The following is a 24,776-nucleotide window of genomic DNA, read 5'->3' as shown; positions in this document are numbered from 1 at the left end:
AATTTACAACTGCGCTACAAAATCCCTCATAGCCTCGCCCGGATCGGGTTGTTTCATAAAGGTTTCGCCAATTAAAAAGCCATTAAAACCGGCCAATTTTAAATGCCTGATGGTTTCAGGGTCACTGATAGCGCTTTCTGATATTTTCATGAACTCGGCCGGAATGTGTTTGGCCAGTTCATACGATGTTTCAACCGATACGGTAAAATCGGCCAGGTTGCGGTTGTTTACACCTATAGCATCCAGCTTGGGGTGGATGCTGCGCTCCAGTTCTTCCAGGTTATGTACTTCAAGCAACACGTTTAAACCTATGCTTTTGGCCAGCGTAGCCATGGTATCAATTTGGGCGGGAGTAAGTATGGCTGCGATCAGCAAAATAATATCGGCGCCCAATGATTTGGCCTCGATAACCTGGTACTCGTCTATCATAAAATCCTTACGCAGGATGGGGATGGTATTTACTGAGCGGGCTTTAACCAGATCAGCCTTGCGGCCCATAAAAAAATTGCGGTCGGTTAAAACAGATAGAGCAGAGGCGCCTGCATTGGCATAGCCGTTAGTAACGGCGCTAACCCTCACTTTATCATTAATAATGCCTTTTGAAGGCGATCTGCGTTTAAATTCGGCTATAATTCCGCTGCGCGTAGGGTCAAGCAAAAACTCTTTGAACGAATAGGTTTCCCGGTGAAAATATTCAGACTCTTCCAGCTCTACATATGAAGTACGCTTTTTTGCAGATGCTACTTCCTTTTTCTTGTAAGCAACTATTTTATCAAGTATTGTCATGCCCCCTAACCCCCTAAAGGGGGAATTTATTTGTTTAAAGTTTAAAAAATAATTTTGTCATGCCGAACTTGTTTCGGCATCCCACATGCAAAGCTGTACAACAAAATGGCCAGCTGTCCTGAGAGATCCTGAAATAAGTTCAGGATGACACCTCTTTAAAATTTGTTAACACAAAGTTATCATTATTTGCCAATTGCTATCAGCTTAACCAGTTTTGCATTAACTCCTTACCGTATTGGGTCAATATCGACTCGGGGTGAAATTGTACACCGCGCACATCATACTCGCGGTGCGATAATGCCATGATCGAATTATCTTCCTCGTCAATAGCGGTTACTTGCAGCACCTCTGGCAGATCTTTGTCACTTACTACCCATGAATGATAGCGGCCAACCTTAAAAGTGTTTGGCAGGCCCTTAAAAAGCGGCTCCTGCCTGTTGGTTATCTTTATAGGTGTAGCTATCCCATGCATAGGCTGACTTAAATTGTACAAACTGCCGCCAAATACCTCGGCTATGGCCTGCTGACCAAGACATACGCCGAATATGCTTTTGGTTGATGAATACTTTTCGATCACATCAAGCAGTAGCCCGGCCTCTGATGGGATGCCCGGCCCTGGTGAAAGGATGATCTTATCAAAAGCATCCACATCGTCAATGGCAAACTTATCGTTCCTCCAAACCTCGCATTGCTGCCCAAGTTCATTAACCAGGTGCACCAGGTTGTAGGTGAAAGAATCGTAATTGTCAATTATTAGTATGCCCCCCCGCCCCCTAAAGGGGGAGTTGGCTTTGCTCACTTGCTCGTTCATGTCTTTATATCTCTTATTCCGGATATTTAAAATCGTTTGGTTTCTCTTGTTCCCCCTTCAGGGGTTAGGGGGCTTATAGCTCCTCTGCCAGTTCAACAGCCCTTCTTAAAGCCGCTATTTTGTTATCAACTTCTTTCAGTTCGCTCTCGGCTATGGAGCCTGCTACAATGCCCGCGCCTGCCTGATAATGCAGGGTATTGTTTTTGCTTAGGAACGACCTGATCATGATGGCGTGATTAAAATCGCCGTTGAAACCCAGAAATCCGATGGCGCCGCTGTAAAAACTGCGTTTGGCTTTTTCGTTCTCATCAATAATTTCCATTGCCCGGTATTTAGGCGCGCCGCTCAGCGTACCCGCAGGGTAAGTATCAGCCACAATTTTAAAAGACGATACGCCTGGCAGTAACTTGCCGCTCACATGCGATACCAGGTGAATCAAATGCGAATAATACTGCACTTCTTTAAAGGCTTTAACCTCAACCTGCTCACAATGACGACTCAGATCGTTGCGGGCCAGGTCAACCAGCATCACGTGCTCGGCCGATTCTTTAGGGTCATTCTCCAGGTTGCGGGCTATCTCGGCGTCTTTTACATCATCGCCGCTGCGTTTAAAGGTACCCGCAATAGGGAATATACTGGCCACATTATTTTTTATGGTGATCTGCGCCTCGGGCGATGAACCAAAGATCCTGAAATCGCCGTAATCAAAATAAAACAAATAAGGCGAGGGATTAATGGAGCGCAGCGCACGGTAAACATTAAACTCATCGCCCTGGAAAGTGCGCGAAAATGCCCTTGATGGTACTATCTGGAAAACATCGCCCCTGAAAATGTGCTGTTTCATTTTTTCAACAATGCTGATGAACTCCTCATTGGTGAGGTTTGATTGCTCGGCATCCTGGCTTTTGAAGCTGTACTCGGGGAAGTTTTTGTTTTTGATAAGGTACTCCAGTTTCTCGATACCGCCACCGTTTGTTGGTCCACCTTCGGCCTGGTTATAAAAAATGTACAATTCGTTCTTAAAGTGATCAATAGCGATGATGTAGCGGTAAATATGGTATTGCATCACCGGGATCTGCCGGGTTACATCATCACTTTGCTTTAGTTTGATGGTTTCAAAATGCTCTACCGCCTCATGCGTAAAATAACCAAACAAACCGTTCGATATTATTTTTGACGGATTGGCATCGGTTTCAAAGCTGTCGATGAAATGGTTGATCTGGTCTATCAGTTCAAATGTGCCCGCTTCATGGGTTTCGTGGCTGCCATCGGGATATTGCTTTTTTAAGATGCCGTTATTTAACACCAGACCGGCAATTGGCTCGCAGCATATGTAGCTCAAGCTGTTTTCGCGGCTGTGGTAATCAGAGCTTTCCAGCAGCAGCGAATTTGGGAACACATCCCTAAGGCGCAGGTAAATGCTTACCGGTGTGGTGGTATCTGCAAGCAGCTTTTTATGAGTAGTAGTAATTTTAAATTTATTCATGTTTGTTAGCAAATTCGTTAAACAAAAAAAACCCGACGAATTGGGGTCGCCGGGTTTCCTATTTAGGTTTACAATTGATTAGTTATCTCTGATCAAAAACGCATCCGGCTGCCAAATTTAATTGGTGCCACCAGCTGTTTTTATGAGTGCTTTTAATCATCGTGGTCACAAATTTATAAAGAAAATTGAATTACCAAATTTTTTCTGAAAAATTATTATTTGCTAAATCCTATTAGCCACGTGGAATTAATAGAATACCAGCACAAATTATGATCAAAGCCAGCAAATAAAAGATAAAAATGGCTTTGTGCTTTGCTTCGGGCGTTGTTGCTTTTTTTGATTTGCTGTGACCAACAGTGATCAAAACAATAGCAATTACCATCATGAGCCAATGTTCAACCGTAAAGAAACGGGTAATTGGATCTTTCATGGTGGTGCCGTTAAACTGAACAAACGGGCTCACGAAATACAATATAATGCCAATAAGTAATTGGGTATGTGCCGATATCATGGCAAACAGGTTAAGCTTGCGGTTGCCCTCGGTGTATGGTTTTTTACCCATCAGGTTAACCAGTGCCAATAAGGCCGCCAAAACAATGAGTACTACTACAATGTAACGGAAGCCAGAGTGAAGATGCTGTAAAAAGCTATAAAGCGTCATAACATAAATTTTTGCGTGAATATACAATAAAAGCAAAAGCTGTAAAAGTATAGCGGTTATTTGACAGTAAGTTAACGTTTTGGGGAGAGATTTAGAAGTGGGACTATTTTTTGTCGCAAAAGACCACTAAAAGTGTCGTTAATGCCACCTTCGCATATGATTTTTAGTACCGAGATTTGAATTATCACCTAATATCAGGATTTATGAAAGATCAAACAATAAACTCCGGACACATCACCTTGAACCAATTGGTAGCGATTCAGGTGGAAGCGACAGAAAAAAAACTGATGCAAACTATAGCATCTATTAAACAGGAAGATATAAATCAGGTTCCCTTTGAAGGGAGCTGGACAGCCGCTCAGGTTTGCGAACATGTGAACCTATCGGTGTCGGGAGTAATAGATACTTTAAAAGCGCCCGCGGAAGTAACCGAAAGGAGTCCGGATCAACATGCGAAAGAACTTCAGGATCTGTTTTTAAATTTCGATCTTAAATTTTCTGCGGCTCCAACACTCATACCTTCAGACAGGGCTCATGATAAAAAAGCGTTGGTTAGCACCCTGGCAGGTACATTTGAAAGCCTGGTAGGTATCATTCAAACAGAAGACCTGACAGGCACCTTCGCCGGATTTAAATTTCCGGGAATGGGTCCGCTAACCCGGCTGGAATGGGTGTATTTAACTATTTATCATACCCAAAAACACATCCATCAGATAAAGAATATCATGAAGTATGTGTCCTAATAAAATCATTGTCATTGCGAGGAACGAAGCAATCTCATTAGGACGGGAAGCGGACTTTGCATGGGTTGATTAGCATGGCGAGATTGCCACGCTGCGCTCGCAATGACAAAAGTGGAGGATTTACTATACTCTATAAATAATCAGTCGCAGAAACCCCTCCTGCCGTTACATCACCCAACACACCCCTCCCGGGGGAGGGAATTAGAACAGAGATAAAACAATCGGAACCGGATAAAACAAAAAGAGCGCTGGAGTTAACTCCAGCGCTCTTTAATATTGGTAAATCCGAAATCGAAATTCGAAACTCCGAAATTAGATCAGTAACCTTACCGGCTCTTCCAGTAATGATTTTAGTGTTTGCAGGAACGCGGCACCTGTTGCGCCATCAACCACGCGGTGGTCACAGCTTAGAGTAACCTTCATAACGTTGCCTGGTACTACTGCGCCGTTTTTAACAACTGGTACCTGTTGTATACCGCTAACGGCAAGGATACAGGCATTTGGTGTGTTAATAATAGCGGTAAACTCATCAACACCAAACATACCTAAGTTTGATATAGTGAAGGTTGAGCCTTCCATTTCGGCAGGTTGTAATTTTTTAGATTTTGCTTTACCAGCAAAATCTTTTACTTCAACCGAGATATGACTTAATGATTTACCGTCGGCAAATTTAATTACAGGTACCAGTAAACCTTCGTCAACCGCAACGGCAACACCAATGTGGATATGCTCGTTAGTGCGGATCTTATCGCCCAGGAATGATGAATTAATAGCAGGGTGTTGTTTCAAGGCAACAGCACAAGCTTTTAATACAAAATCATTAAATGATATTTTAACCGGGGCAACATCATTGATGCGGGTACGGGCAGCTATAGCCTGATCCATATCAATGGACATGGTTACATAAAAATGCGGGGCGGTAAACAAGCTTTCGCTTAAACGGCGGCTAATTGCCTTACGCATTTGTGTAACGGCCCTTTCGGTAAATTTCTCTTCGCCGGTGTAAGTTGGCAGGGTGATAGGAGCTTTTGCAGCCGGAGCAGATGCAGTTGCAGGAGCTTCGGCACTTGCAGGAGCAGCAGCTGGTTTAGCGCTTGGTTTGTACTCTTCCACATCCTTCTTAATAATGCGGCCACCTTCGGCGCTGCCTTTTACATCATTAAGGTTAATGCCTTTATCTTTTGCTATTTTACGTGCAAGCGGTGATGCTTTAACGCGGCTGTCATCAGCGGTTGATGAAGCAGCAGGCTCGGCCTCCGCGGTAGCGGTTTCAGCTTTTGGTGCAGCCTCTTCTGCCGGGGCGGCAGCAGGCGCATCGGCGGTATCCTGTAGTAAAGGAGTAATATCAGTACCCTCTTTACCCACAATAGCAATAATGCCATTAACCGGTGCAGCTTCGCCTTCTTTAGGGCCAATATATAAAAGTGTACCTGCTTCATAACCCACAACCTCCATAGTAGCCTTATCGGTTGCTACGTCAGCCAGGGAATCATCAGATTTTACTTTATCACCAACTTTAAAATTCCATTTTTCAATAACACCCTCGGTCATGGTATCGCTAAGGGCAGGCATACGTATTACAGTAGCCGGTATGCTTGAAAGGTCAACCTTTGGTGCCGCGGTAGCAGCAGGTTTTTTATCTTCAGCAGGTTTTTCAGCTTTTGCGGGGGCAGCAGCTTCAGCAGGTTTTTCTTCTTTCTTTTCGGCGCCACTATCCTGTGTCAGGGCGGCTTTGTAATCTTCGCCTTCGTTACCTAAAACGGCAATAACGGCATCAACCGGAACAGCGCTACCTTCTTCAACACCTATATATAACAAGGTGCCATCCTGATACGATTCAAAATCCATGGTAGCTTTATCAGTTTCAATCTCGGCCAATACATCGCCTGATTTCACTTTATCGCCAACTTTCTTATGCCATTTCGCCAATACCCCTTCGGTCATGGTATCGCTCATCTTAGGCATTTTAACTACTTCGGCCATATACTATTATATAGAATAATTATTTGATATAAATATAGAATTAGTCTCTGATATAAGGATAGTCGGCCTGAACATAAACATCAGTGTATAGTTCAGAAGCCTCAGGCCATGGTGATTCTTCAGAAAATTTAACTGATTCATCAACCTGTGCCTTGATCTTTGCTTCGATCTCTTCAAACCATTTATCATCAGCATAACCTTCTTTTACTATAACTTGTTTGGTTAATTCAATTGGGTCTTTAGCTTTATAGCTTTCCAGCTCTTCTTTAGTACGGTATTTTTGAGGGTCAGACATGGAGTGACCTTTGTAACGGTAAGTGCGCATTTCCAAAAAGGTTGGGCCTTCGCCTTTACGTGCACGCTGAACGGCTTCATCCATAGCAACGTGTACAGCAGCAGGGTCCATACCATCAACAGCTGATGACGGGATACCATAAGGTAAGCCTAATTTGTAAATGTCGGTTTGTATAGTAGTACGCTCAACAGAAGTACCCATAGCGTAACCATTGTTTTCGCAAACAAAAATTACAGGCAGTTGCCAAAGCGCGGCCATGTTAAATGTTTCGGTCAATGCACCCTGGCGCACAGCTCCATCACCCATGTAAACAATGTTCACAAACTCGGTACCCTTATATTTTTCGGCAAAAGCGATACCGGCACCCAGTGGTACCTGACCGCCAACTATACCGTGGCCACCGTAAAAATGCTTTTCCTTATCAAACATGTGCATAGAACCGCCTTTGCCTTTTGAGCATCCGGTAGCTTTGCCATATAGTTCGGCCATTACAGCATTAGGGGTTACACCTTTAGCAAGCGCATGAGCGTGGTCGCGATATGCGGTGATCATGCTGTCTTCCTGTTTTATTACAGACATGGCTCCGGCCAATACGGCTTCCTGCCCAATATACAGGTGGCAAAAGCCCCTGATTTTTTGTTGTCCGTATAGCTGTCCTGCTTTTTCTTCGAACTTGCGCATTAAAAGCATTTGTTCGTACCACATCAGGTAAGTGTCTTTGTTAATTTCGATTGAACTCATGTAATTAAAACAATCAATTTCTTGGAGTAAAGCGCAAATCTAATTATATCCTTGAAAATATCGAAACTGCAACGAATTTGTTGTGCAGATTTATTTTTATTTCAAATTAATGCTACAAATGAGCGGTGTAAACCGCGTTTTGTGCATTTAACCAAACTTTATACTGTCATATTGCTATAAAGCCAAAGGCTTTTTGATAGCATATAGCGGTTTGTCAGCAAATTTTGACGTTTTAAGGTCATTTTAACAATTATTTTTTTGATAAAAAAGCAAAAGGGCCTTAAAAACCACAACCATAAAGTAACATAAATGTAATGGGGATGGCCTTTGATTAATAAGATTTTTAGCTTAGATAAATAATTTATATTTATTGAAAAAAAAGTGCCATTTATTTGCAATTTTAAAAAATATAGATAGTTTTGTATCCAACGATAGACACAGTGTCTAATTTAATAAACAAATTTGTTGCCCCTAACAGCAAACTAAAGCATTAAATGAAGAAAATTACCCTTGCTATTGCATTGTTTTTCAGCGTTTTAGCCACACAGGCTCAAACAACAATCACTCCAAATATTCCCGCCGACAAGGCTCCTGACGAACAGGAAGGTTTAGCTAAAACATATTTATCACAAATTATGGGTGTTGCGTTATCTGCAACCTCAAACATGAAACTTTTTCATTTTGTATATGATTGGATAGGCACCCCTTACCATTTTGGCGGCGAATCAAGAAAGGGTATCGATTGCTCGGCCTTTACCAAAGAATTATACAGCGAGGTTTTTAACCTGGATATCAAAAGAAGCTCCCGCGATATTTTTAGCATGGTGAACCCTGTAGGGAGGGATGACCTGAAAGAAGGTGATCTGGTGTTTTTTAAAATTCACAGCCGCCGCATTTCACATGTTGGTATTTATTTAGGGAATAACAAATTTGCGCATGCATCATCAAGAGGCGTTGCCATCAGCAGCCTTGACGATAATTATTACAGCCGTTATTTTTACAAAGGCGGTCGCTTGCTTGCTTCATTTAAAGATGAGTTTACCGGCTCTTCAGCTTCAACGCCCGATGCCGACGACAACAATAACTAAGAAATTCAATTAAATAATTAAATTAGTCCCTTCATGAACATGAGGGGATTTTTTTTTACCATAAGGCCATATATATTGCTCATTGTAGCCTGCGTGGTGCCGTTTTTACAGGCTTGTGAAAACCCCGTTGAAAGTAAACAAGCGGTTGTACATCACAAAAAACAGCGTCCCCCCAAAAGTTTACCGACTAAAGTGACCCCAGTTCAGCGCGATTCCTTTTGTATTGCCGCCGTTGGCGATATTATGCTGGGCACCTCATATCCTGATAGTACCACGCTGCCACCAGATAGTGCCCGCAATAGTTTTAAAGCGGTAACTGCCGAACTAAAGAAGGCTGATGTTGCTTTTGGTAACCTGGAAGGCACACTACTTGACCTTGGCGATCCGGCACGTTTTAAATTGCATCAGAGGAGCAAGGCTTATTTGTTCAGAATGCCTACCCGGTATGGCTCAGTTTTAAAAGATGCAGGGTTTAATTTGCTGAGCCTGGCTAATAATCATATTAATGACTTTGACCTAAAGGGCCGCAACAGTACCACTAAAACATTAGATAGCCTGGGCATACATTACGCAGGTTTGCTTACTCGGCCGTCTACCGTGTTTGAGCTTAATGGCATTAAGTATGGCTTTTGCTCATTTGCGCCCAATGCCAATACTGTGTCCATCCATGACATGAAAGGGGCGGCGCGCATCATCAGGAAGCTTAAACAACGTTGCGATATTGTTATGGTATCGTTTCATGGCGGAGGCGAGGGGATTGACTTTGAACATGTGCCCTTTGCTGTGGAATCTTATGTTGGCGAAAAACGTGGCGATGTGCATGCCTTCGCCCATAACGCCATTGATGCCGGTGCCGACATGATATTTGGAAATGGACCTCATGTTAACCGTGCCCTGGAATTGTATAAGAACCGGCTGATAGCTTACAGCCTGGGTAATTTTTGCACCTATAAATGTGTAAGTGTAATTGGCATTTGCGGTATGGCGCCCCTGCTTAAGGTTTATGTAAATAAAAAAGGCGAATTTTTAAACGGCCGTATTATTTCATTTAAGCAAGCGCATGATAAGGGATTGATACGTGATACACTTGATCAAGCCATGCTCAGGATCAGAATGCTTACCGAAACTGATTTCCCGGAGGCAGGCCTGAATATTTCTGATAGCGGCGAAATAACGGTTCCCCCGCCGTTTGGTAATTCACTCACAAAAGTTACAATGCCCAAAGAATAAGCACGGTTAAAAAATATTAATTTGCATCTTGAATTAACTATTAACTCTTTATAAACAGACGTTCAACAGCGTATGAATAAATTTTTATTATCAATAACTACGGTTGCATTTGCGCTAACCGCCCATGCCCAGCAAGGCAATTCCCTCAAAGAGAAAGATTATGCTCATGCAGAAAACTTTATGAGCTATAATACCGAGCAATTGGTTGACCACGGCAAGGTAACCCCTAACTGGATATCGGGCGATAAGTTCTGGTACCGGGTTTTAACCGCACAGGGCAGCGAATTTATTTTGGTTGATCCCGTTAAAAAAACGCGTACCGCGGCTTTTGATCAACAGAAACTGGCAGCGGCATTATCAACCGCATCCGGCAAAACCTATGAGGGTAACAACCTGCCTTTCCGTAACTTGAGTTTTTCGGCTGATGAAAAATCAATTTCATTTGCTGCTGATGGTAAATCATGGAAATGTGACCTGCAGGGTTACCAGGTTACACCAGATAACGCCATAGTTAGTACTCCGCGTGTTGTACGCACCGGCCGCAGGGGCGGAGGGGACGAAGTTTTTTCGCCAAATGGAAACCTGGTTGCATACATTAGGAACGATAACTTGTGGGTTCGGGATATTAAAACCGGCAAACAAACACAGCTTACAACCGATGGTGTAAAGGATTTTGGCTACGCAACAGATAATGCCGGCTGGAAATCATCAGAAGGTCCCGTATTACGCTGGTCGCCCGATTCAAAAAAGATAGCCACCTTTAAGCAGGATCAGCGTAACGTTGGCGATATGTACCTGGTTACTACCAATGTTGGTCACCCTACGTTAAAGGCATGGAAATATCCGTTGCCTGGCGATAAGGAAATAGCCACCATTCAGCGGGTGATCATTGATGTTGATAACCCTAAAGTGATCAATATCCAGGTGCCGCCTGATCCGCACAGGGCTACGCTGAGCGATGATATTTCGAGCAGTGGCACTTTTGATGATGTGGATTGGAACGCCGATGCTTCCAAGCTGGCCTTTGTTTCTACCTCGCGCGATCATAAGCAGGAGAAATTTCGTATTGCAGATGCAGCTACAGGTGCCGTACGCGAAGTTTTTGAGGAAACTGTAGCCACACAATATGAATCGGGTCAGGGAACTATCAACTGGAAATACCTGGCTAAGTCAAATGAAATTATCTGGTTCTCGGAACGCGATAACTGGGGACATCTTTATTTATACGATGCCCTGACCGGTAAGGTAAAAAATCAGATCACCAAAGGCGACTGGGCAGTAACCGAATTGCTTAAAGTAGACGAAAAGAATCGCCTGATATATTTTCTGGCAGATGGCCGCGAGCTGGGAAACCCATATTTTACCCACTTGTATAAAGTAGGTTTTGATGGTAAAAACCTAACACTGCTTACACCCGAAGAAGGAAATCACCAGATAACGCTATCGCCTGCAAATGGTTATTTTGTCGACACTTACTCAAAACCCGATGTTGCCCCGGTTACCGTGTTGCGTAACCTGAACGGAAAACTGATCAGCACGTTAGAAAAAACAGATATTTCAAGACTTGTTGCTGCCGGCTGGAAACCTCCTGTTCCCATCACGGTTAAGGCGCATGACGGCCAAACAGATATTTATGGCTTAATGTATACGCCAACCAGCCTTGATCCGTCAAAAAAATATCCTATCATTAATAATATTTATCCTGGCCCGCAAGGTGGTAGTGTAGGGAGTTGGTCATTCTCTTCGGCAAGGGGCGATTGCCAGGCCCTGGCCGAACTTGGATTTGTGGTTATTCAGCTGGAAGGTACCAGCAATCCGCTGCGTTCAAAAAGTTACCACGATATGAACTACGGCCATATGTCTGAAAACACCCTGCCCGATCAGGTTAGTGGTATGCAGCAACTGGCCCAAAAATATCCTTATATTGATATTAACCGCGCAGGCATCTGGGGGCACTCAGGTGGTGGTTTTGCAACCGCGGCAGCCATGTTCCGCTTCCCCGACTTTTTCAAAGTAGGTATATCAGAATCTGGCAATCACGATAACCGCAACTACGAGGATGATTGGGGCGAACGTTATATTGGCCTATTAGCACCGCAGGCTGATGGTACATCAAATTACGAAGCGCAGGCAAATCAAAACTATGCTAAAAACTTAAAAGGTAAATTGATGCTTGCTCACGGGTTAATGGATAATAATGTGCCCCCAACCAATACCATGCTGGTGGTTGAAGCTTTAGAGAAAGCCAATAAGAATTATGACCTGGTAGTGTTCCCTAATAGCGCGCATGGTTATGGCGCATATTCATTATATATGACCCGCCGCCGCTGGGATTATTTTGTAAAGAACCTGGCCGGTACCGAACCTCCGCAGGAATACTTGTTGAAAATTAAACCCGACTCACGCAATAGTGTGCAGTAAGATTAAAAAGGGCCGTACCATTGATACGGCCCTTTTATGTTATATTATGCTTCATCTTTTGTATTACGCACCAGGCTGATACCTGTAAAGAAAAATAGCAGGGCTATAATACCTACTACTACCAGGGTGGTGGCCTGTCCGTTATGGTTGATGATCTGAATTCCTGTATAAATTAAGCCTATGATACCGAGTACGGTAAGTATGGCTCCAAAAGTTCGTTTTAGGTTCATGGTTTATATGCTGTTTTATAAAGCATTTTATAAAAACAAATAGTACACCAATAATTAATTGCTACATTTATTTACTAAATATTATCACCCATGACAAGCCAAATCATCTTTTCAATTATTGTATTAATTGTACTGGTTATTATATCAACCTCCTTTGTGTCTGTAAAACAGGGCACAATCGTGGTAATTACCATATTCGGCAAGTACCGGCGTATACTTACCCCGGGGTTGAATTTTAAACTGCCGTTTATTGAAAACATTTATTCTAAAATATCTATCCAGAACCGCTCGGTTGAGCTGGAGTTTCAGGCGGTAACCTTTGACCAGGCAAATGTTTATTTTAAAGCCATGCTGCTGTATTCAGTATTGGACCAGCAGGAAGAAACCATTAAGAATGTAGCCTTTAAATTTGTTGATGAGCGTAACCTGATGCAGGCCCTCATCCGCACGGTTGAAGGATCTATCAGGGCTTTTGTAGCCACCAAGCGCCAAAGCGAGGTATTGATATTAAGGCGCGACATTGTGGAGCACGTTAAAGAACAGCTTGATGTGATACTGGAAGGCTGGGGATATCACCTGCAGGATCTGCAATTGAATGATATTACGTTTGATGACGTGATCATGAAATCAATGAGCCAGGTGGTTGCCTCCAATAACCTGAAAGCCGCCGCCGAAAACGAGGGCCAGGCTTTACTGATCACCAAAACAAAAGCTGCTGAAGCCGAAGGTAACGCCATTAAAATATCGGCACAGGCCGAGCGTGAGGCCGCACAGCTGCGCGGTCAGGGTATAGCCCTGTTTCGTGAAGAGGTGGCCCGTGGTATGACCGTTGCCGCTAAAGAAATGGCCGAAGCCAATATGGATACCTCGGTGATCATGTTTACCATGTGGACAGAATCAATCAAGCACTTTGCCGAAAACTCACAAGGCAATGTGATATTTCTTGATGGATCAACCGACCAGATGCAGCATACATTAAAAGAAATGATGGGCTTAAACCTTTTACAGGCCGACAAGGTCAAAAAGTAAAAGTTTTAACCTGCATATTTCATGAAAGTAAGATGGATCAAGTGTATCGGCGTTATCGCCCTGTTTTTATTGACGATCAGCGCGGCATCAGCCCAGCAGTTCCATCAGCTAACCGTTAACGATTTTGGCGGCACGCCCCGTGCAAATGCGCGGGGCGTAGTTGCTTACACCAATTGTACTATTGATTTCAAGTACCAGGCAAGCCGCCAAAACGGGGGCTATATACTCAATGCCTTTGTACGTTTGATACTGAACACCCAAAAGTCATGGCTCGACAGGAGCCAGATATCCTCTGGTCAGCTGCTGGCCGAGGTATTAAAACACGAACAGGGTCATTATACCATTGCCTATCTGGAACAGCAGGAGGTGCTGCGCGAAATTGGTAAAACCCGTTTCAGTCGCAATTACCAGTACGAGGCCATGGCTATTTTTAACCGTATTGACGCCAAATACAAACAGCTGAATGCTGATTATGACGAGGACACCCAGCACATGACAGACCGCATGCAACAACATAGCTGGGATGTATATTTCCAAAAACAGCTGCAGTTTATGCCGGATAATTCACTTTAGATTTCTGTATTAGGAAATCAGCGCTCAAATGTCAGTAACGAATGCTGACTGGCGGTATGCAGATCGCGCCATACCTGGTTTATCTCGGCATCGGGGTTAGCGGCCTGCAGCCCGCAATATGGATATAGTTCATCTACACATTCACGCGCTGTTTTTGCCAGCTTACGGCTGTTTGCACTTACCTGTTCCAGATGCGTTGCTTTACCGGCCAGGCTTCCCTGCCAGGACGCATCAACTGCCGCGTAAAACGCTTGGCGAACATTGTTCAGCTTATTGGTCAGGTTCTCCAGCGTTTGTTTGATGATTGTTTTTTGAGATGAGCTCAGCTTTTCGCCATTTATTTTTTCATCAAAGACAGGCCCGCACAGGTCAATAAAATGAACAGCGAGACCTGATATATTTGCCGCGAGCGTAGCTTCGGCCAGCTGTAAAAAAGGGTATTGGTATAAGGGCTCGCAGATTACCGCATGCTTGGGGTCAATTTTGAAACAGCGGTCCTTCTCAACAAAAAGGTTAGTCACTTCGTAAGCATCGCTGCCTGTGCCCATCATGCCTATAAATTTCCAGGCAGGCAAAAGCGTTACATCTTTTCTATCAAATATAAAGGGTAATATCAGCGGGTTGCCATCCTCATCCAAAACGGTTTCTACACCCTGTTTAATAATGCAGTTGGCGGTTAAATGCGTGGCATGATGCACACCACTGGCATATTTCCAGCTGCCGTTGATGATGTATCCATTATCGGTAATAGTTGCCGTACCGGTTGATGCACCGCTACCCGCAAGGCATAAAAGTGGGTTGCTCAAAAGTTTCTGCGCAATTTTTGGTGATAAAAAACCACCAAACCAGCCTGCTCCGCTGCACAGCGTTACTACCCAACCCACGCTGCCATTGGCCCAGGCCAAACTCTCTTCCAGCCTTACCATATCGGGCAATGTCAGCTGCAAACCCGAATAAACCTTAGGTACGAGGAATTTAAACCACCCCTGCTCATAGATCAGCTCCAATTGATCGGGGTGCAACATACCTGCCTTTTCGGCATCCGGCGCTGCATCGCGGATGATTTTTACCCACTCGGGCTTTAGGTGATATGATGGATGGTTGATCATTAGTTGTTTTTTAGCTAAAAGCCCAAAGCAGAAGGCTTAAAGCTTTCTTTTCATTTTAACACTAAAGGCTTTCGGCTTTAAGCTTTGGACTTTCGGCTTGCCTCCTCCATTCAAAATAGCCAAAGATGGCTACTATAAATAAAAATACGGTTAACACGGCAAACATGGGCAGCTTTTTATAGAACAACAGGGGGATAGCAAACAGGTTAGATATATTCAAAAATACCCAGTTCTCCATTTTTCTGCGAGCCAGCAGCCACATGCCCGCCCAGGCTGTTGATGATACAAACGCATCCCAAACGGGCACGTTTGATGGTGTAAAGTTTTTAAGCAGTATATACAACACTGCCCAGCCACCCAATGATATGGCCAAACTTATCAGCCATTCGTTTTTATTGGAGTAAGTGATCTTAACCGGCGGCGCGTCCTGTCTTCTTATCCAGTGCACCCAGCCGTAAATACTCATCACCACATAATAAACATTCAAAGCCGACTCGGCATATAACTGCACTTCCATCAGCAATAAAATAGACAATAAAGTAGCCGCGATGCCTGTAGGATAAAGCCATATATTATTGCTTCGCGCCAGCAGTACTTCGGCAACACCCAGGGCAACAGCAAGCCACTGCACCCAGGTAGTTTCCTTTATTTGTTCCATGAAAAGCGATATAAGGCTATGCATGATCAATTCGTGAAATTCGTTTCTATTCGTAACAATTAGTGTTCATTTTAAAAACTAAGACTTAACGATGCCATAAAATTGCGTGGCGCCTGCGGGAAAAAGTAGTTATAGTTCACCACGTGACCGCCTTCAATATCAGGGTAGGTAGCACCATTGGCTTCATATTTCTTACTGAAGATGTTGTTCACTTGTAAACCCAAACCAATATTTTTTACCGACCGTACGCTGAAGTTATATCTGAGCCTCACGTCGCTCACAAAATAACCTTTCAGGTAACGGTTCACCGCATAAGGGTTATCCGCGTTTTCGGGGGCTATACCAAAACCCTCAGGGTTTTGATTCATGGTATTATCAATATATTGCTTGCTGATGTATTTGCTAATAAAGGCAATTTCGCCGCCTTTAACAGGACTGTAGCTTATTACACTTGAACCGGTGAACGACGGCGAAAAGGCGATGTCTGTTTTTTTGAAGCTTTCCCCCACCAATGTGCCATCATCATAATTAGAGAAGAACTGCTGGTAATTTTTGATCTTGTTGGTACTTAAAGTGACTGTTAAGCCCCAGTTTAGTTGACTGGTAATTTTTACTTTGCCATCAAGCTCCACACCGGCCCGGTAGCTGTCTTTTACATTGGTACGTATAGGCGAGCCCACATCATTAAGCGCCCCTGTTAATATCAGCTGGTTTTTGTACAGCATATAAAAGGCGTTGATGCCCCCTGTAAAAACAGCGCTGCTGGTGCGGTAACCGGCTTCAAAATCTTTCAGGTTTTCTGATTTTGGCCGGTTTTGCGGCGGCGAATCTACATAATCATCCCGGTTGGGCTCGTGATTACCTACCGCGAATGAGGCATACACATTGCTGTGCTCGTTAAACTGATAGGTAATACCGGCTTTAGGATTAAAAAAGTTGAGTTCGGCGGTTTGTTGGGCATTATTCAGGTTCTTGTCTATCCCAAAAAAGGAATAATAAATGTGGCGGTATTGCACATCGGCATATAACAAAAACTGACTAAGATGCCATTCGGCACGGTAAAAAATGTTAAAATCATTCTTCTTGGCATTGTCGCGGTAGTATTCATAATCCGGACCGATACCTGCGCTTTCCTTAGTGTAAATAACGTTGCCATAATGCGCGCCCGAGTATTGGTTATAAGCGCCGCCCAAAGTCATGTTCAGGTTGGTTTGTGGCTGATATTTGAGGGCATAGGTAACGCCATAAAAATCGTTATCAAGCCAAAGACGGCGCACCAGATCGGTAGCACTGATGGTGGAGCCGCCAATCACAACAGGTGTCAAACCATAGTTTTTTAAAGAATCGGCATTCCTGAACTCCTCATAATAACCTTTGCCTTTGGTATAATGCAAAGCCCCGCTAAAGGATAGCTTATCTGATATTTTTTGATCGTATAGTAGCTGGTAATGGTTTTGGGTATAGTTATCAACCTGATCTTTGTAAAACGACCCATCGGCATTTATCAATCCCAGTTCGTTATAAGTGCGGTTGTCTGAACGGATATTGTCACCTATCACATAATCAGGCACACCGTTCCAGGCCTGGTAAGTACGCTCATAGCCCGAAAATACATTTGCCCTTAAAGTGCTGTTTTTACCATACCATGCACCGCTTACAAAAAATGATTTCAGGTTTGATGACGCCCTGTCGATATAACCGTCAGAATGGATACGCGATAAACGGCCATCCAAACTAAAATGCCCGTCAAGCAAACCGGTACCCGCGCTCACCGTGTTTTTGATAGAGCCATAGGAGCCGGCCGAGGTATTAATATCGGCATAAGCCGTATCGCGGCGGGTGGTGGTTTGTATATTGATACTACCCCCAAAAGCGCCCGCGCCATTGGTTGATGTACCTACCCCACGCTGAATCTGGATATTATCAACAGACGAAGCAATATCGGGGAGGTCAACAAAATAAGAGCCCTGGCTTTCCGAATCGTTATAAGGGATGCCGTTAATGGTAACGTTTACCCGTGTAGCATCAGAACCACGGATGCGGATACCGGTATAGCCAATACCTGCGCCCGCATCTGAACTAACCACCACAGATGGTGTTTGATTTAACAAATACGGCAGATCCTGCCCAAAGTTGTTTTTGGCCAGATCCTTTTTACTCAGGTTGGTATAAGCTGTTGGTGAGTTTTTGCTTGCCCGGGTGGAGCTTATGGTTACCTCCTCGGCGGTAAGCGTACCGTTGTTTAGGGTTAGGTTAATAACCTCGTTGGCCCTTAAAGTTACGTTTTTAGTGATGGCCTGGTAGCCGATGTAAGTGGCTTTAAGCAAATAATTGCCTGCCTTAAGATCTGTAAAACTATATTTTCCCGATGCATCAGCAACAGCGCTCATGGCTGGGGTTACAATAGAAACGGAAGCCCCGGGCAGTGCCTCGCCAGATGCGTTAGTGATCTTTCCCGTGATAGAAAGCTGGGCCGATGCCATGACAGGCAGCAGCAGGGCGGTGATCGCCACAAATAAAATTTTCAAAATAATGAATAAACTAAAATAGTTAAACCATCTGCCCATCAGGGTGAACGTGCAGTACACTTAACCTGGTTACCTCTCCCTACGCCGGCATTACCCGGATCAGGTGCAGCCCCCCGGCCCCCTAAAGGGGGAGTGTATAGCTTAAAGAAAAAATCTTCAGGACTATTAACTCCCCTTCAGGGGGGCGGGGGGCATGGGTTTGATCTCAGCCTGTCTTTCAGTTTGGTAAAAACAATTTGTTTTTGAACCCAAAGCAAGGCACCCCTTGAGAATTATGCTGCAAAGATAGGATTTGATTCTGAATTTTCCACAATTGTTTGCTTTACGAGGATAAGAGCGGCTTATTCGTTGCGGGTGTTTTATTGCAGACTTTAAACAATGGCATAAAACCTTTCTCCTTTTACCTTTCGGCTTTCACCTCAAAAATGTACTTTTGCAAACTTTTATTAAACTATTGCTATGCTTAGAACTCATACCTGCGGCGAATTAAATATCAGCAACTTAGGTCAAACCGTTACTTTATGCGGCTGGGTACAAAAATCACGCGATTTGGGCGGCACCACATTTATTGATGTGCGCGACCGTTATGGTTTAACCCAATTGGTATTCAATACCGATACCGATGCCTCCCTGCGCGAAAAAAGCCGCGAACTGGGTCGTGAATTTGTGATAAAAGTTACCGGAAAGGTGCTTGAGCGCTCTAACAAAAACCTTAAAATACCAACCGGCGAAGTTGAAATTGCCGTTAAAGATATAGAAATACTGAATGCTGCTAAAACCCCTCCTTTTCAAATAGAAGATGATACCGATGGCGGCGAGGAGCTGCGGGCCAAATACCGTTATCTCGACCTGCGCCGTGCACCTATACGCAATAACCTGATTTTACGTCATAAAATGGCCCAGGAGGTACGCAAATATTTGGATGCGCTTAACTTTATTGAGGTGGAAACCCCGGTACTCATTAAATCGACCCCGGAAGGCGCGCGCGATTTTGTGGTGCCAAGCCGCATGAATCCCGGTGAGTTTTACGCTCTGCCGCAATCGCCGCAAACATTTAAACAATTGTTGATGGTGAGCGGTTTCGACCGTTATTTCCAGATCGTTAAATGTTTCAGGGATGAGGATTTAYGAGCTGATCGTCAGCCGGAGTTTACCCAGATCGACTGCGAATTGTCATTCATTACCCAGGAAGATATTTTAAATATTTTTGAAGGCCTTACGCAACACCTGTTCAAAACTGTAAAAGGTATTGACCTGGGCGCTTTCCCGCGGATGCAATATGCCGATGCCATGCGCCTGTATGGTTCTGACAAACCTGACGTGCGTTTCGGGATGGAGTTTGTGGAGCTGAATGATATTGTAAAGGGTAAAGGATTTAGCATTTTTGACAATGCCGAACTGGTGGTAGGTATCAATGCCAAAGGCTGCGCCAGTTATACCCGTAAACAAATTGACGAACTTACCGAATGGTTAAAACGCCCGCAAATTGGCGTTACCGGCATGATCTATTGCCGTTATAACGAGGATAGCACCTTAAAATCATCGGTAGATAAATTTTACAGCGAAGATGAACTGACCAACTGGGCGGCCGCATTTAATGCTGAAAAAGGCGACCTGATGCTGGTACTCGCCGGGCAAACCGACAAAGTACGTAAACAACTGAACGAGCTTCGCCTGGAAATGGGTACGCGTTTAGGCCTGCGCGATAAAAACAATTTCGCGCCGCTATGGGTATTGGATTTTCCGCTGCTGGAGTGGGATGAGGAAACCGGCAGGTACCATGCTATGCACCACCCGTTCACCTCGCCAAAGCCAGAGGATATAGCTATGCTGGATACCGATCCGGGAGCAGTGCGTGCTAACGCTTATGACCTGGTGATTAACGGTACTGAAATTGGCGGTGGCTCCATCCGGATCCATGACCGTACATTGCAATCGCTGATGTTTAAGCACCTGGGCTTTTCGCCAGAGGAAGCACAAAAACAATTTGGCTTTTTGATGGATGCTTTTGAATATGGCGCACCTCCGCATGGTGGTATCGCTTTCGGGTTTGATCGTTTAGCCTCTATTTTTGCAGGGTTGGATTCTATTCGCGATGTGATCGCTTTCCCTAAAAATAATTCGGGCCGCGATGTAATGATCGATTCGCCATCAACCATCGCCGATACGCAGATGAACGAACTTAAGATCAAAACAACTGTTTAAATTAATTATAACGCTGCATACCCAAAGCTCTCTTCAAATTTCTTCCTTCCGCGGAAATCTGGAGGGAGCTTTCTTAATAAAAGCCCTATGAAGAAATACATTTTACTGCTGAGCGCCATTGTTATTACAATAGCTTCCTGCACTAATGGACCATCTGTTGAAATGGCTCAGCAAGCTAAAACCGATGACTCTACCATAACGGCATATCTGGCCGCTAATCCCGCTATAAAAGCAACTAAAGACCCATCAGGTTTATATTACCAGGTGGTAAAACAAGGTACGGGCGCTTATCCAACTGCAAATTCTGTTGTTACGGTTAACTATACCTGCAGCCTGATTGGTGGCCGACGGTATGACTCGGGAGATGATTTTACCAGGCCACTGTCTGATCTGGTAAAGGCATGGCAAATAGGTGTGCCGCATGTAAAAGCGGGTGGCAATATCATGCTATATGTACCACCGCACTTAGCGTACGGACCAAGTGGTGCCGGGCCTATTCCTGAAAATGCCGTGTTAGCGTTTGACATCGACCTGATCAGTTTTAAATAAAAGCTCCTTTTGTATGTAAATAGCGTTAGCTTTATATAAATTAAACCATCACTATAGTTTTTAATTGTAAAATCTGTTATAGGATTATAAGAATGATCATGAAAAAATACTTTTTGCTATTAGGTTTATTGGTTGTTACATTAACATCATGCCTAAAATTATCAAATCAGGAAACAATGCAACCTACTCCGGTTGATCCGGTGATACAAGCCAAAGCCGATAGTGTGGCTATTACAGCTTATTTGGCAGCAAATCCAAGTATAACCGCAAAAAGAGATTCGGCGTCGGGTTTGTATTATCAGATAATAACTCCTGGTACGGGTGCCAATCCAACTGCAAATTCAATTATAACAGGTGCTTACACGGGCAAACTACTTAATGGCAATCAGTTTGATTCACAGACTTTAAATGAGGTGGCCTTATCCGGTTTAATACCCGGCTGGATAATTGGTATCCCGTTTATTAAAGCCGGCGGACGGATCTTATTGATCATACCATCGGGACTGGGCTATGGCAATCAGGTACGTGACCAAATACCGGCAAATTCGGTATTGGTATTTACGGTTGACCTGATCAGCTTTAAATAATAGTTATAACATATTAATTGAAATAAAACAGGCCCGGTACAATTGTACCGGGCCTGTTTTATTTCAGGTAGTTCCTGGTATTCTCATTAAAATATCTAATAAGCTAAGACATATAATTTTTGAAGTATTGTTCTTATCTTAACTGTTTTAAAAGCCGGTATGAAAAAAAGTTACATTTTGTTTTTTTCACTGTTTTCGCTCAGTGCATTCGCGCAAAAAAATGATGCGGTAAAAACACAGGTAAGCAGTAAAGCCGACGCTTTACAAACCCAGATCATTGCCTGGAGGCGCGACTTTCATGAACACCCTGAACTTGGGAACCATGAAGTGCGCACATCAGCAATTATTGCCAAACACCTGCAGTCGTTAGGTATACAGGTACAAACCGGTATTGCCACAACAGGCGTTGTAGGGATACTAAAGGGAGGTAAACCCGGCCCCGTAGTTGCTTTACGTGCCGATATGGATGGCCTGCCGGTAATTGAACGCACTCCGGTACCTTTTGCATCAAAAGTAAAAACCACCTATAACGGACAAGAAGTTGGCGTAATGCATGCCTGCGGACACGATTCGCACATGGCTATCCTGATGGGGGTGGCACAGGTGCTATCAAGCATGAAAAGCGAATTGCATGGTACAGTAAAATTTATTTTTCAACCAGCCGAAGAAGGTGTAGAGCCCGGTCAGAAGGGTGGGGCCGAAGAAATGGTGAAAGAGGGAGTATTAGAAAGCCCTAAAGTTGATGTTATATTTGGTTTGCATATTAATTCACAAACAGAAGTGGGTAAGATCACCTACCGACCTGGCGGCACTATGGCCGGGGTTAACGATATGCAGATCATTGTAAAAGGGCGTTCGGCACATGGCGCCTACCCCTGGTCGAGCGTTGATCCTATCGTGGTTTCGGCCGAGATCATTAATAACCTGCAAACTATTGTAAGCCGTAATATTGATATAACTCAAAACCCCGCGGTAGTAACCATAGGGTCAATAAAAGGGGGCAACCGTTCCAATATCATCCCCGAGTCGGTTGAAATGCTGGGCACTTTACGCTCATTTACCCTGGCTGATGAAAAAACACTGATAGAAAGGGTTAAACAAATAGCCACCAAAACCGCCGAGGCGCAGGGCGCCACTGCCGAAGTGAAGATACCTTACAGTAACCATTATCCGGTTACATTTAATGATCCTAAGCTTACCCAAAAAATGCTGTCCAGTTTACAACGAACCGCCGGAGCCGAAAATGTGCTGTTGCGCCCGCCGGTTACCGGAGCCGAAGATTTTAGCTTTTATCAGGAAAAAGTTCCGGGATTGTTCTTCTTTTTGGGTGGAATGCCTAAAGGCCAGGACCCACTTAAAGCACCATCGCACCATACGCCCGATTTTTATATTGACGAAAGTGGTTTTACATTAGGTGTAAAAGCCCTTTGTAACTTAACTTTGGATTATATGAATAGCAAATAGCATAAATTCTATTAACTGAATATCATGAAGAAAAATATATTAGCTGTGGTATTTGTAGCACTGTCCTTAACTTTATTAACAGCACAAAAAACATGTGCCGCAAGGGTAAGTAATGTAGATACCGTTAAGGTGTTGAAAGCAATAAAACCCGAGGTTTTGGAAATTGTAAATACCGTATTACAGGCTTCCTATACTTTTAAAATTGAGAAAGTATCTGATATATATACCCCCAATGCGGTTGTAAGTGATGAGCAGCAGCCGTTTTCATGGAATGGGCAGCTGGCCGGCGTACAGTGGGTAAACTCGGTTGAGAAGGCTGTTAAGGAATTTAAAATAAAAGATTTTAAAGTTAATGTAAAGCGCATCAAGATTTTTCAGCAAACCGAAGAAATTGCCTACCTGGTGGTACCTGTTGAATATACCGGCACTATTAACGGCGAACCATTTGATGAAGAGGGTGCGTTTTCATTTGTGTTGCGTATAGTGAGTGGCAAATGGCTTATTAAGAGCCAGGCATGGGTGCCTAAAAATGGCCTGTAATAGTATAAATCCTTAACCTTATATATGGAACCCGAACTGCTGACCTTTAAAAGTTTTAATGATATAGTCCTGGCTAACGCCCTTACCGAATTATTGGACCAGCATGATATTCCGTATGATGTGGAAGAAAGTTCAGTGGCATTTAACCCAGCCTTTGTAAATAATGAACTATCAAAGGAATACGCGGTAAAGATAAAAGGCAAGGATTTTACCCGCGTAAATGAGCTGTTAAATGATAACGAAACTGACGACATCAATCAGGTAGAAAAGGATTATTATTTATTTGATTTTACCGATGAAGAGTTGCTGGACATACTGGCAAAAGCTGATGAATGGAGCTCATTTGACTATCAGCTTGCCCGTAAAATATTAACAGGACGAGGTGTTGAAATAAATGACAAAGCCCTGGCCGACCTGAAAAAAAGCCGGATAGAAGAATTAAAAGCAACAGAACCATCACAAACCTCCTGGATAATTATAGGCTATATATTTGCACTGGGGGGCGGTATAATAGGCCTTTTTGTTGGCTGGCACCTGTCATCCTACAAAAAAACACTTCCTGATGGTGAAAGGGTTTACGGCTACAATGAAAACGACCGGAAACAAGGTAAACGGATATTTTACTTATCCATTGTTGTTTTTGCGGCCAGCGTTATTTATAAAATTGCACCTGCATTTACCGGGAACGGGTATTAAATAATAATTCACCCTTGCCCAACCTACTTTTCATCTGCAGTAAAAATCAATGGCGCAGCCCTACGGCCGAGCTTTTGTTTAAAAACCACCCGCAGCATACCGCGCAATCTGCCGGCACCAGTGATAAGGCCCGCATCCGTGTAAGTCAGAAAATAATAGATCGCGCCGATGTAATATTTGTAATGGAGCGCAAACACAGAGATCTGCTCAGACGGCGCTTTAATATTACCGGTAAGCAACTGATTGTGCTGGACATCGAAGACAATTACCACTTTAACGATCCGGAATTGATTGAAATTTTGAAGGAGGCGTTGAGGGATTATTTGTAAAAATTAGGGGCTGTCATGCTGAGCCTGTCGAAGC

At 43.8% G+C, this 24,776-nt stretch carries 23 protein-coding genes; 13 read left to right on the top strand and 10 right to left on the bottom strand.

Features of this window, described 5'->3' with window-relative positions:
* Positions 1-3: 3 nt before the first annotated feature.
* The 4 genes from trpC to AC1DRQ_RS09750 all read right to left on the bottom strand — a co-directional run bounded on the left by trpC (position 4) and on the right by AC1DRQ_RS09750 (position 3,744).
* A complete protein-coding gene (gene trpC, locus AC1DRQ_RS09765; protein ID WP_477423983.1) occupies positions 4-786 on the bottom strand; it encodes an indole-3-glycerol phosphate synthase TrpC in 783 nt (260 codons plus the stop codon).
* 199 nt (positions 787-985) lie between these two features.
* Positions 986-1,597, bottom strand: a complete 612-nt coding sequence (locus AC1DRQ_RS09760; protein WP_477423981.1) for an anthranilate synthase component II — start codon at positions 1,595-1,597, stop codon at positions 986-988.
* A 73-nt stretch (positions 1,598-1,670) separates the two neighbouring features.
* A complete protein-coding gene (locus AC1DRQ_RS09755) occupies positions 1,671-3,083 on the bottom strand; it encodes an anthranilate synthase component I family protein (RefSeq protein ID WP_429400735.1) in 1,413 nt (470 codons plus the stop codon).
* Positions 3,084-3,315: 232 nt separating this feature from the next.
* Positions 3,316-3,744 carry a cytochrome B gene (locus tag AC1DRQ_RS09750; RefSeq protein WP_477423979.1) on the bottom strand — a complete coding sequence of 143 codons (429 nt, stop codon included), beginning with the start codon at positions 3,742-3,744 and terminating at the stop codon, positions 3,316-3,318.
* Positions 3,745-3,947: 203 nt separating this feature from the next.
* On the opposite strand from AC1DRQ_RS09750, the gene AC1DRQ_RS09745 reads away from it, so the two are divergent.
* Positions 3,948-4,487: a DinB family protein gene (locus tag AC1DRQ_RS09745; RefSeq protein WP_477423977.1), complete on the top strand. Its 540-nt coding sequence runs from the start codon at positions 3,948-3,950 to the stop codon at positions 4,485-4,487.
* A gap of 312 nt (positions 4,488-4,799) precedes the next feature.
* Here AC1DRQ_RS09745 and AC1DRQ_RS09740 read toward each other — a convergent pair whose 3' ends face one another.
* Together AC1DRQ_RS09740 and pdhA are read right to left on the bottom strand one after the other, a co-directional pair.
* Positions 4,800-6,470 (bottom strand): dihydrolipoamide acetyltransferase family protein, encoded by a 1,671-nt coding sequence (locus AC1DRQ_RS09740; protein WP_477423975.1) that lies wholly within the window; start codon positions 6,468-6,470, stop codon positions 4,800-4,802.
* A 40-nt stretch (positions 6,471-6,510) separates the two neighbouring features.
* Positions 6,511-7,506 (bottom strand): pyruvate dehydrogenase (acetyl-transferring) E1 component subunit alpha, encoded by a 996-nt coding sequence (gene pdhA, locus AC1DRQ_RS09735; protein WP_429400739.1) that lies wholly within the window; start codon positions 7,504-7,506, stop codon positions 6,511-6,513.
* Positions 7,507-8,000: 494 nt separating this feature from the next.
* Here pdhA and AC1DRQ_RS09730 point away from each other — a divergent pair, with 494 nt between their 5' ends.
* From AC1DRQ_RS09730 to AC1DRQ_RS09720, 3 genes are all read left to right on the top strand, one after another.
* Positions 8,001-8,594, top strand: a complete 594-nt coding sequence (locus AC1DRQ_RS09730) for a C40 family peptidase (protein WP_429400740.1) — start codon at positions 8,001-8,003, stop codon at positions 8,592-8,594.
* 33 nt (positions 8,595-8,627) lie between these two features.
* On the top strand, positions 8,628-9,824 hold the full coding sequence (locus AC1DRQ_RS09725) for a CapA family protein (protein ID WP_477423972.1): 1,197 nt from the start codon (positions 8,628-8,630) through the stop codon (positions 9,822-9,824).
* A 72-nt stretch (positions 9,825-9,896) separates the two neighbouring features.
* The gene (locus AC1DRQ_RS09720; RefSeq protein WP_477423970.1) at positions 9,897-12,245 is read left to right on the top strand and encodes a S9 family peptidase; all 2,349 of its coding nucleotides are present in this window, start codon (positions 9,897-9,899) and stop codon (positions 12,243-12,245) included.
* 44 nt (positions 12,246-12,289) lie between these two features.
* Here AC1DRQ_RS09720 and AC1DRQ_RS09715 read toward each other — a convergent pair whose 3' ends face one another.
* On the bottom strand, positions 12,290-12,475 hold the full coding sequence (locus tag AC1DRQ_RS09715; RefSeq protein WP_429400743.1) for a hypothetical protein: 186 nt from the start codon (positions 12,473-12,475) through the stop codon (positions 12,290-12,292).
* A gap of 90 nt (positions 12,476-12,565) precedes the next feature.
* Here AC1DRQ_RS09715 and AC1DRQ_RS09710 point away from each other — a divergent pair, with 90 nt between their 5' ends.
* Entirely contained in the window at positions 12,566-13,504 is a 939-nt protein-coding gene (locus AC1DRQ_RS09710) for an SPFH domain-containing protein (protein WP_429400744.1), read from the top strand.
* 21 nt (positions 13,505-13,525) lie between these two features.
* Complete coding sequence (locus AC1DRQ_RS09705; RefSeq protein ID WP_477423967.1) at positions 13,526-14,077, top strand: DUF922 domain-containing protein; 552 nt, start codon at positions 13,526-13,528, stop codon at positions 14,075-14,077.
* Positions 14,078-14,094: 17 nt separating this feature from the next.
* Here the strand turns inward: AC1DRQ_RS09705 and AC1DRQ_RS09700 are convergent, their stop codons facing one another.
* The 3 genes from AC1DRQ_RS09700 to AC1DRQ_RS09690 all read right to left on the bottom strand — a co-directional run bounded on the left by AC1DRQ_RS09700 (position 14,095) and on the right by AC1DRQ_RS09690 (position 18,372).
* Positions 14,095-15,186 carry an acyl-CoA dehydrogenase family protein gene (locus AC1DRQ_RS09700; protein ID WP_477423965.1) on the bottom strand — a complete coding sequence of 364 codons (1,092 nt, stop codon included), beginning with the start codon at positions 15,184-15,186 and terminating at the stop codon, positions 14,095-14,097.
* A 61-nt stretch (positions 15,187-15,247) separates the two neighbouring features.
* Complete coding sequence (gene pnuC / locus AC1DRQ_RS09695) at positions 15,248-15,844, bottom strand: nicotinamide riboside transporter PnuC (RefSeq protein ID WP_477423963.1); 597 nt, start codon at positions 15,842-15,844, stop codon at positions 15,248-15,250.
* A 71-nt stretch (positions 15,845-15,915) separates the two neighbouring features.
* Positions 15,916-18,372, bottom strand: coding sequence for a TonB-dependent receptor (locus tag AC1DRQ_RS09690; protein ID WP_477423961.1), 2,457 nt, complete (start codon positions 18,370-18,372; stop codon positions 15,916-15,918).
* A gap of 459 nt (positions 18,373-18,831) precedes the next feature.
* On the opposite strand from AC1DRQ_RS09690, the gene aspS reads away from it, so the two are divergent.
* From aspS to AC1DRQ_RS09655, 7 genes are all read left to right on the top strand, one after another.
* Positions 18,832-20,577, top strand: a complete 1,746-nt coding sequence (gene aspS / locus AC1DRQ_RS09685; protein WP_477423959.1) for an aspartate--tRNA ligase — start codon at positions 18,832-18,834, stop codon at positions 20,575-20,577.
* Positions 20,578-20,664: 87 nt separating this feature from the next.
* Positions 20,665-21,126, top strand: a complete 462-nt coding sequence (locus tag AC1DRQ_RS09680; RefSeq protein WP_477423957.1) for an FKBP-type peptidyl-prolyl cis-trans isomerase — start codon at positions 20,665-20,667, stop codon at positions 21,124-21,126.
* Positions 21,127-21,224: 98 nt separating this feature from the next.
* Positions 21,225-21,713 (top strand): FKBP-type peptidyl-prolyl cis-trans isomerase, encoded by a 489-nt coding sequence (locus AC1DRQ_RS09675; RefSeq protein ID WP_477423955.1) that lies wholly within the window; start codon positions 21,225-21,227, stop codon positions 21,711-21,713.
* A 159-nt stretch (positions 21,714-21,872) separates the two neighbouring features.
* Positions 21,873-23,177, top strand: a complete 1,305-nt coding sequence (locus tag AC1DRQ_RS09670) for an amidohydrolase (protein WP_477423953.1) — start codon at positions 21,873-21,875, stop codon at positions 23,175-23,177.
* A gap of 24 nt (positions 23,178-23,201) precedes the next feature.
* Positions 23,202-23,717 carry a nuclear transport factor 2 family protein gene (locus AC1DRQ_RS09665; RefSeq protein WP_477423951.1) on the top strand — a complete coding sequence of 172 codons (516 nt, stop codon included), beginning with the start codon at positions 23,202-23,204 and terminating at the stop codon, positions 23,715-23,717.
* A gap of 24 nt (positions 23,718-23,741) precedes the next feature.
* Complete coding sequence (locus AC1DRQ_RS09660; RefSeq protein WP_477423949.1) at positions 23,742-24,413, top strand: hypothetical protein; 672 nt, start codon at positions 23,742-23,744, stop codon at positions 24,411-24,413.
* Positions 24,414-24,427: 14 nt separating this feature from the next.
* Positions 24,428-24,742 carry a low molecular weight protein tyrosine phosphatase family protein gene (locus tag AC1DRQ_RS09655; RefSeq protein ID WP_477423947.1) on the top strand — a complete coding sequence of 105 codons (315 nt, stop codon included), beginning with the start codon at positions 24,428-24,430 and terminating at the stop codon, positions 24,740-24,742.
* Positions 24,743-24,776 lie beyond the last annotated feature (34 nt).

This window comes from Mucilaginibacter sp. P4_E8 (genome assembly GCF_056401495.1).
The sequence above is the reverse complement of the archived record's forward strand: the minus strand, read 5'-3'. Positions and strand labels throughout refer to the sequence as shown.

What these genes read in the sequence shown, in the direction of transcription:
- AC1DRQ_RS09710 (WP_429400744.1), top strand. Translation starts at nt 12,566, where the DNA reads ATGACAAGCCAAATCATCTTTTCAATTATTGTATTAATTGTACTGGTT.
- AC1DRQ_RS09680 (WP_477423957.1), top strand. Translation starts at nt 20,665, where the DNA reads ATGAAGAAATACATTTTACTGCTGAGCGCCATTGTTATTACAATAGCT.
- AC1DRQ_RS09705 (WP_477423967.1), top strand. Translation starts at nt 13,526, where the DNA reads ATGAAAGTAAGATGGATCAAGTGTATCGGCGTTATCGCCCTGTTTTTA.
- pnuC (WP_477423963.1), bottom strand. Translation starts at nt 15,844, where the DNA reads ATGGAACAAATAAAGGAAACTACCTGGGTGCAGTGGCTTGCTGTTGCC.
- AC1DRQ_RS09740 (WP_477423975.1), bottom strand. Translation starts at nt 6,470, where the DNA reads ATGGCCGAAGTAGTTAAAATGCCTAAGATGAGCGATACCATGACCGAA.
- AC1DRQ_RS09725 (WP_477423972.1), top strand. Translation starts at nt 8,628, where the DNA reads ATGAACATGAGGGGATTTTTTTTTACCATAAGGCCATATATATTGCTC.
- trpC (WP_477423983.1), bottom strand. Translation starts at nt 786, where the DNA reads ATGACAATACTTGATAAAATAGTTGCTTACAAGAAAAAGGAAGTAGCA.
- AC1DRQ_RS09745 (WP_477423977.1), top strand. Translation starts at nt 3,948, where the DNA reads ATGAAAGATCAAACAATAAACTCCGGACACATCACCTTGAACCAATTG.
- AC1DRQ_RS09665 (WP_477423951.1), top strand. Translation starts at nt 23,202, where the DNA reads ATGAAGAAAAATATATTAGCTGTGGTATTTGTAGCACTGTCCTTAACT.
- AC1DRQ_RS09755 (WP_429400735.1), bottom strand. Translation starts at nt 3,083, where the DNA reads ATGAATAAATTTAAAATTACTACTACTCATAAAAAGCTGCTTGCAGAT.
- AC1DRQ_RS09720 (WP_477423970.1), top strand. Translation starts at nt 9,897, where the DNA reads ATGAATAAATTTTTATTATCAATAACTACGGTTGCATTTGCGCTAACC.
- AC1DRQ_RS09760 (WP_477423981.1), bottom strand. Translation starts at nt 1,597, where the DNA reads ATGAACGAGCAAGTGAGCAAAGCCAACTCCCCCTTTAGGGGGCGGGGG.
- AC1DRQ_RS09700 (WP_477423965.1), bottom strand. Translation starts at nt 15,186, where the DNA reads ATGATCAACCATCCATCATATCACCTAAAGCCCGAGTGGGTAAAAATC.
- AC1DRQ_RS09675 (WP_477423955.1), top strand. Translation starts at nt 21,225, where the DNA reads ATGAAAAAATACTTTTTGCTATTAGGTTTATTGGTTGTTACATTAACA.
- AC1DRQ_RS09715 (WP_429400743.1), bottom strand. Translation starts at nt 12,475, where the DNA reads ATGAACCTAAAACGAACTTTTGGAGCCATACTTACCGTACTCGGTATC.
- AC1DRQ_RS09670 (WP_477423953.1), top strand. Translation starts at nt 21,873, where the DNA reads ATGAAAAAAAGTTACATTTTGTTTTTTTCACTGTTTTCGCTCAGTGCA.
- AC1DRQ_RS09730 (WP_429400740.1), top strand. Translation starts at nt 8,001, where the DNA reads ATGAAGAAAATTACCCTTGCTATTGCATTGTTTTTCAGCGTTTTAGCC.
- AC1DRQ_RS09660 (WP_477423949.1), top strand. Translation starts at nt 23,742, where the DNA reads ATGGAACCCGAACTGCTGACCTTTAAAAGTTTTAATGATATAGTCCTG.
- AC1DRQ_RS09750 (WP_477423979.1), bottom strand. Translation starts at nt 3,744, where the DNA reads ATGACGCTTTATAGCTTTTTACAGCATCTTCACTCTGGCTTCCGTTAC.
- pdhA (WP_429400739.1), bottom strand. Translation starts at nt 7,506, where the DNA reads ATGAGTTCAATCGAAATTAACAAAGACACTTACCTGATGTGGTACGAA.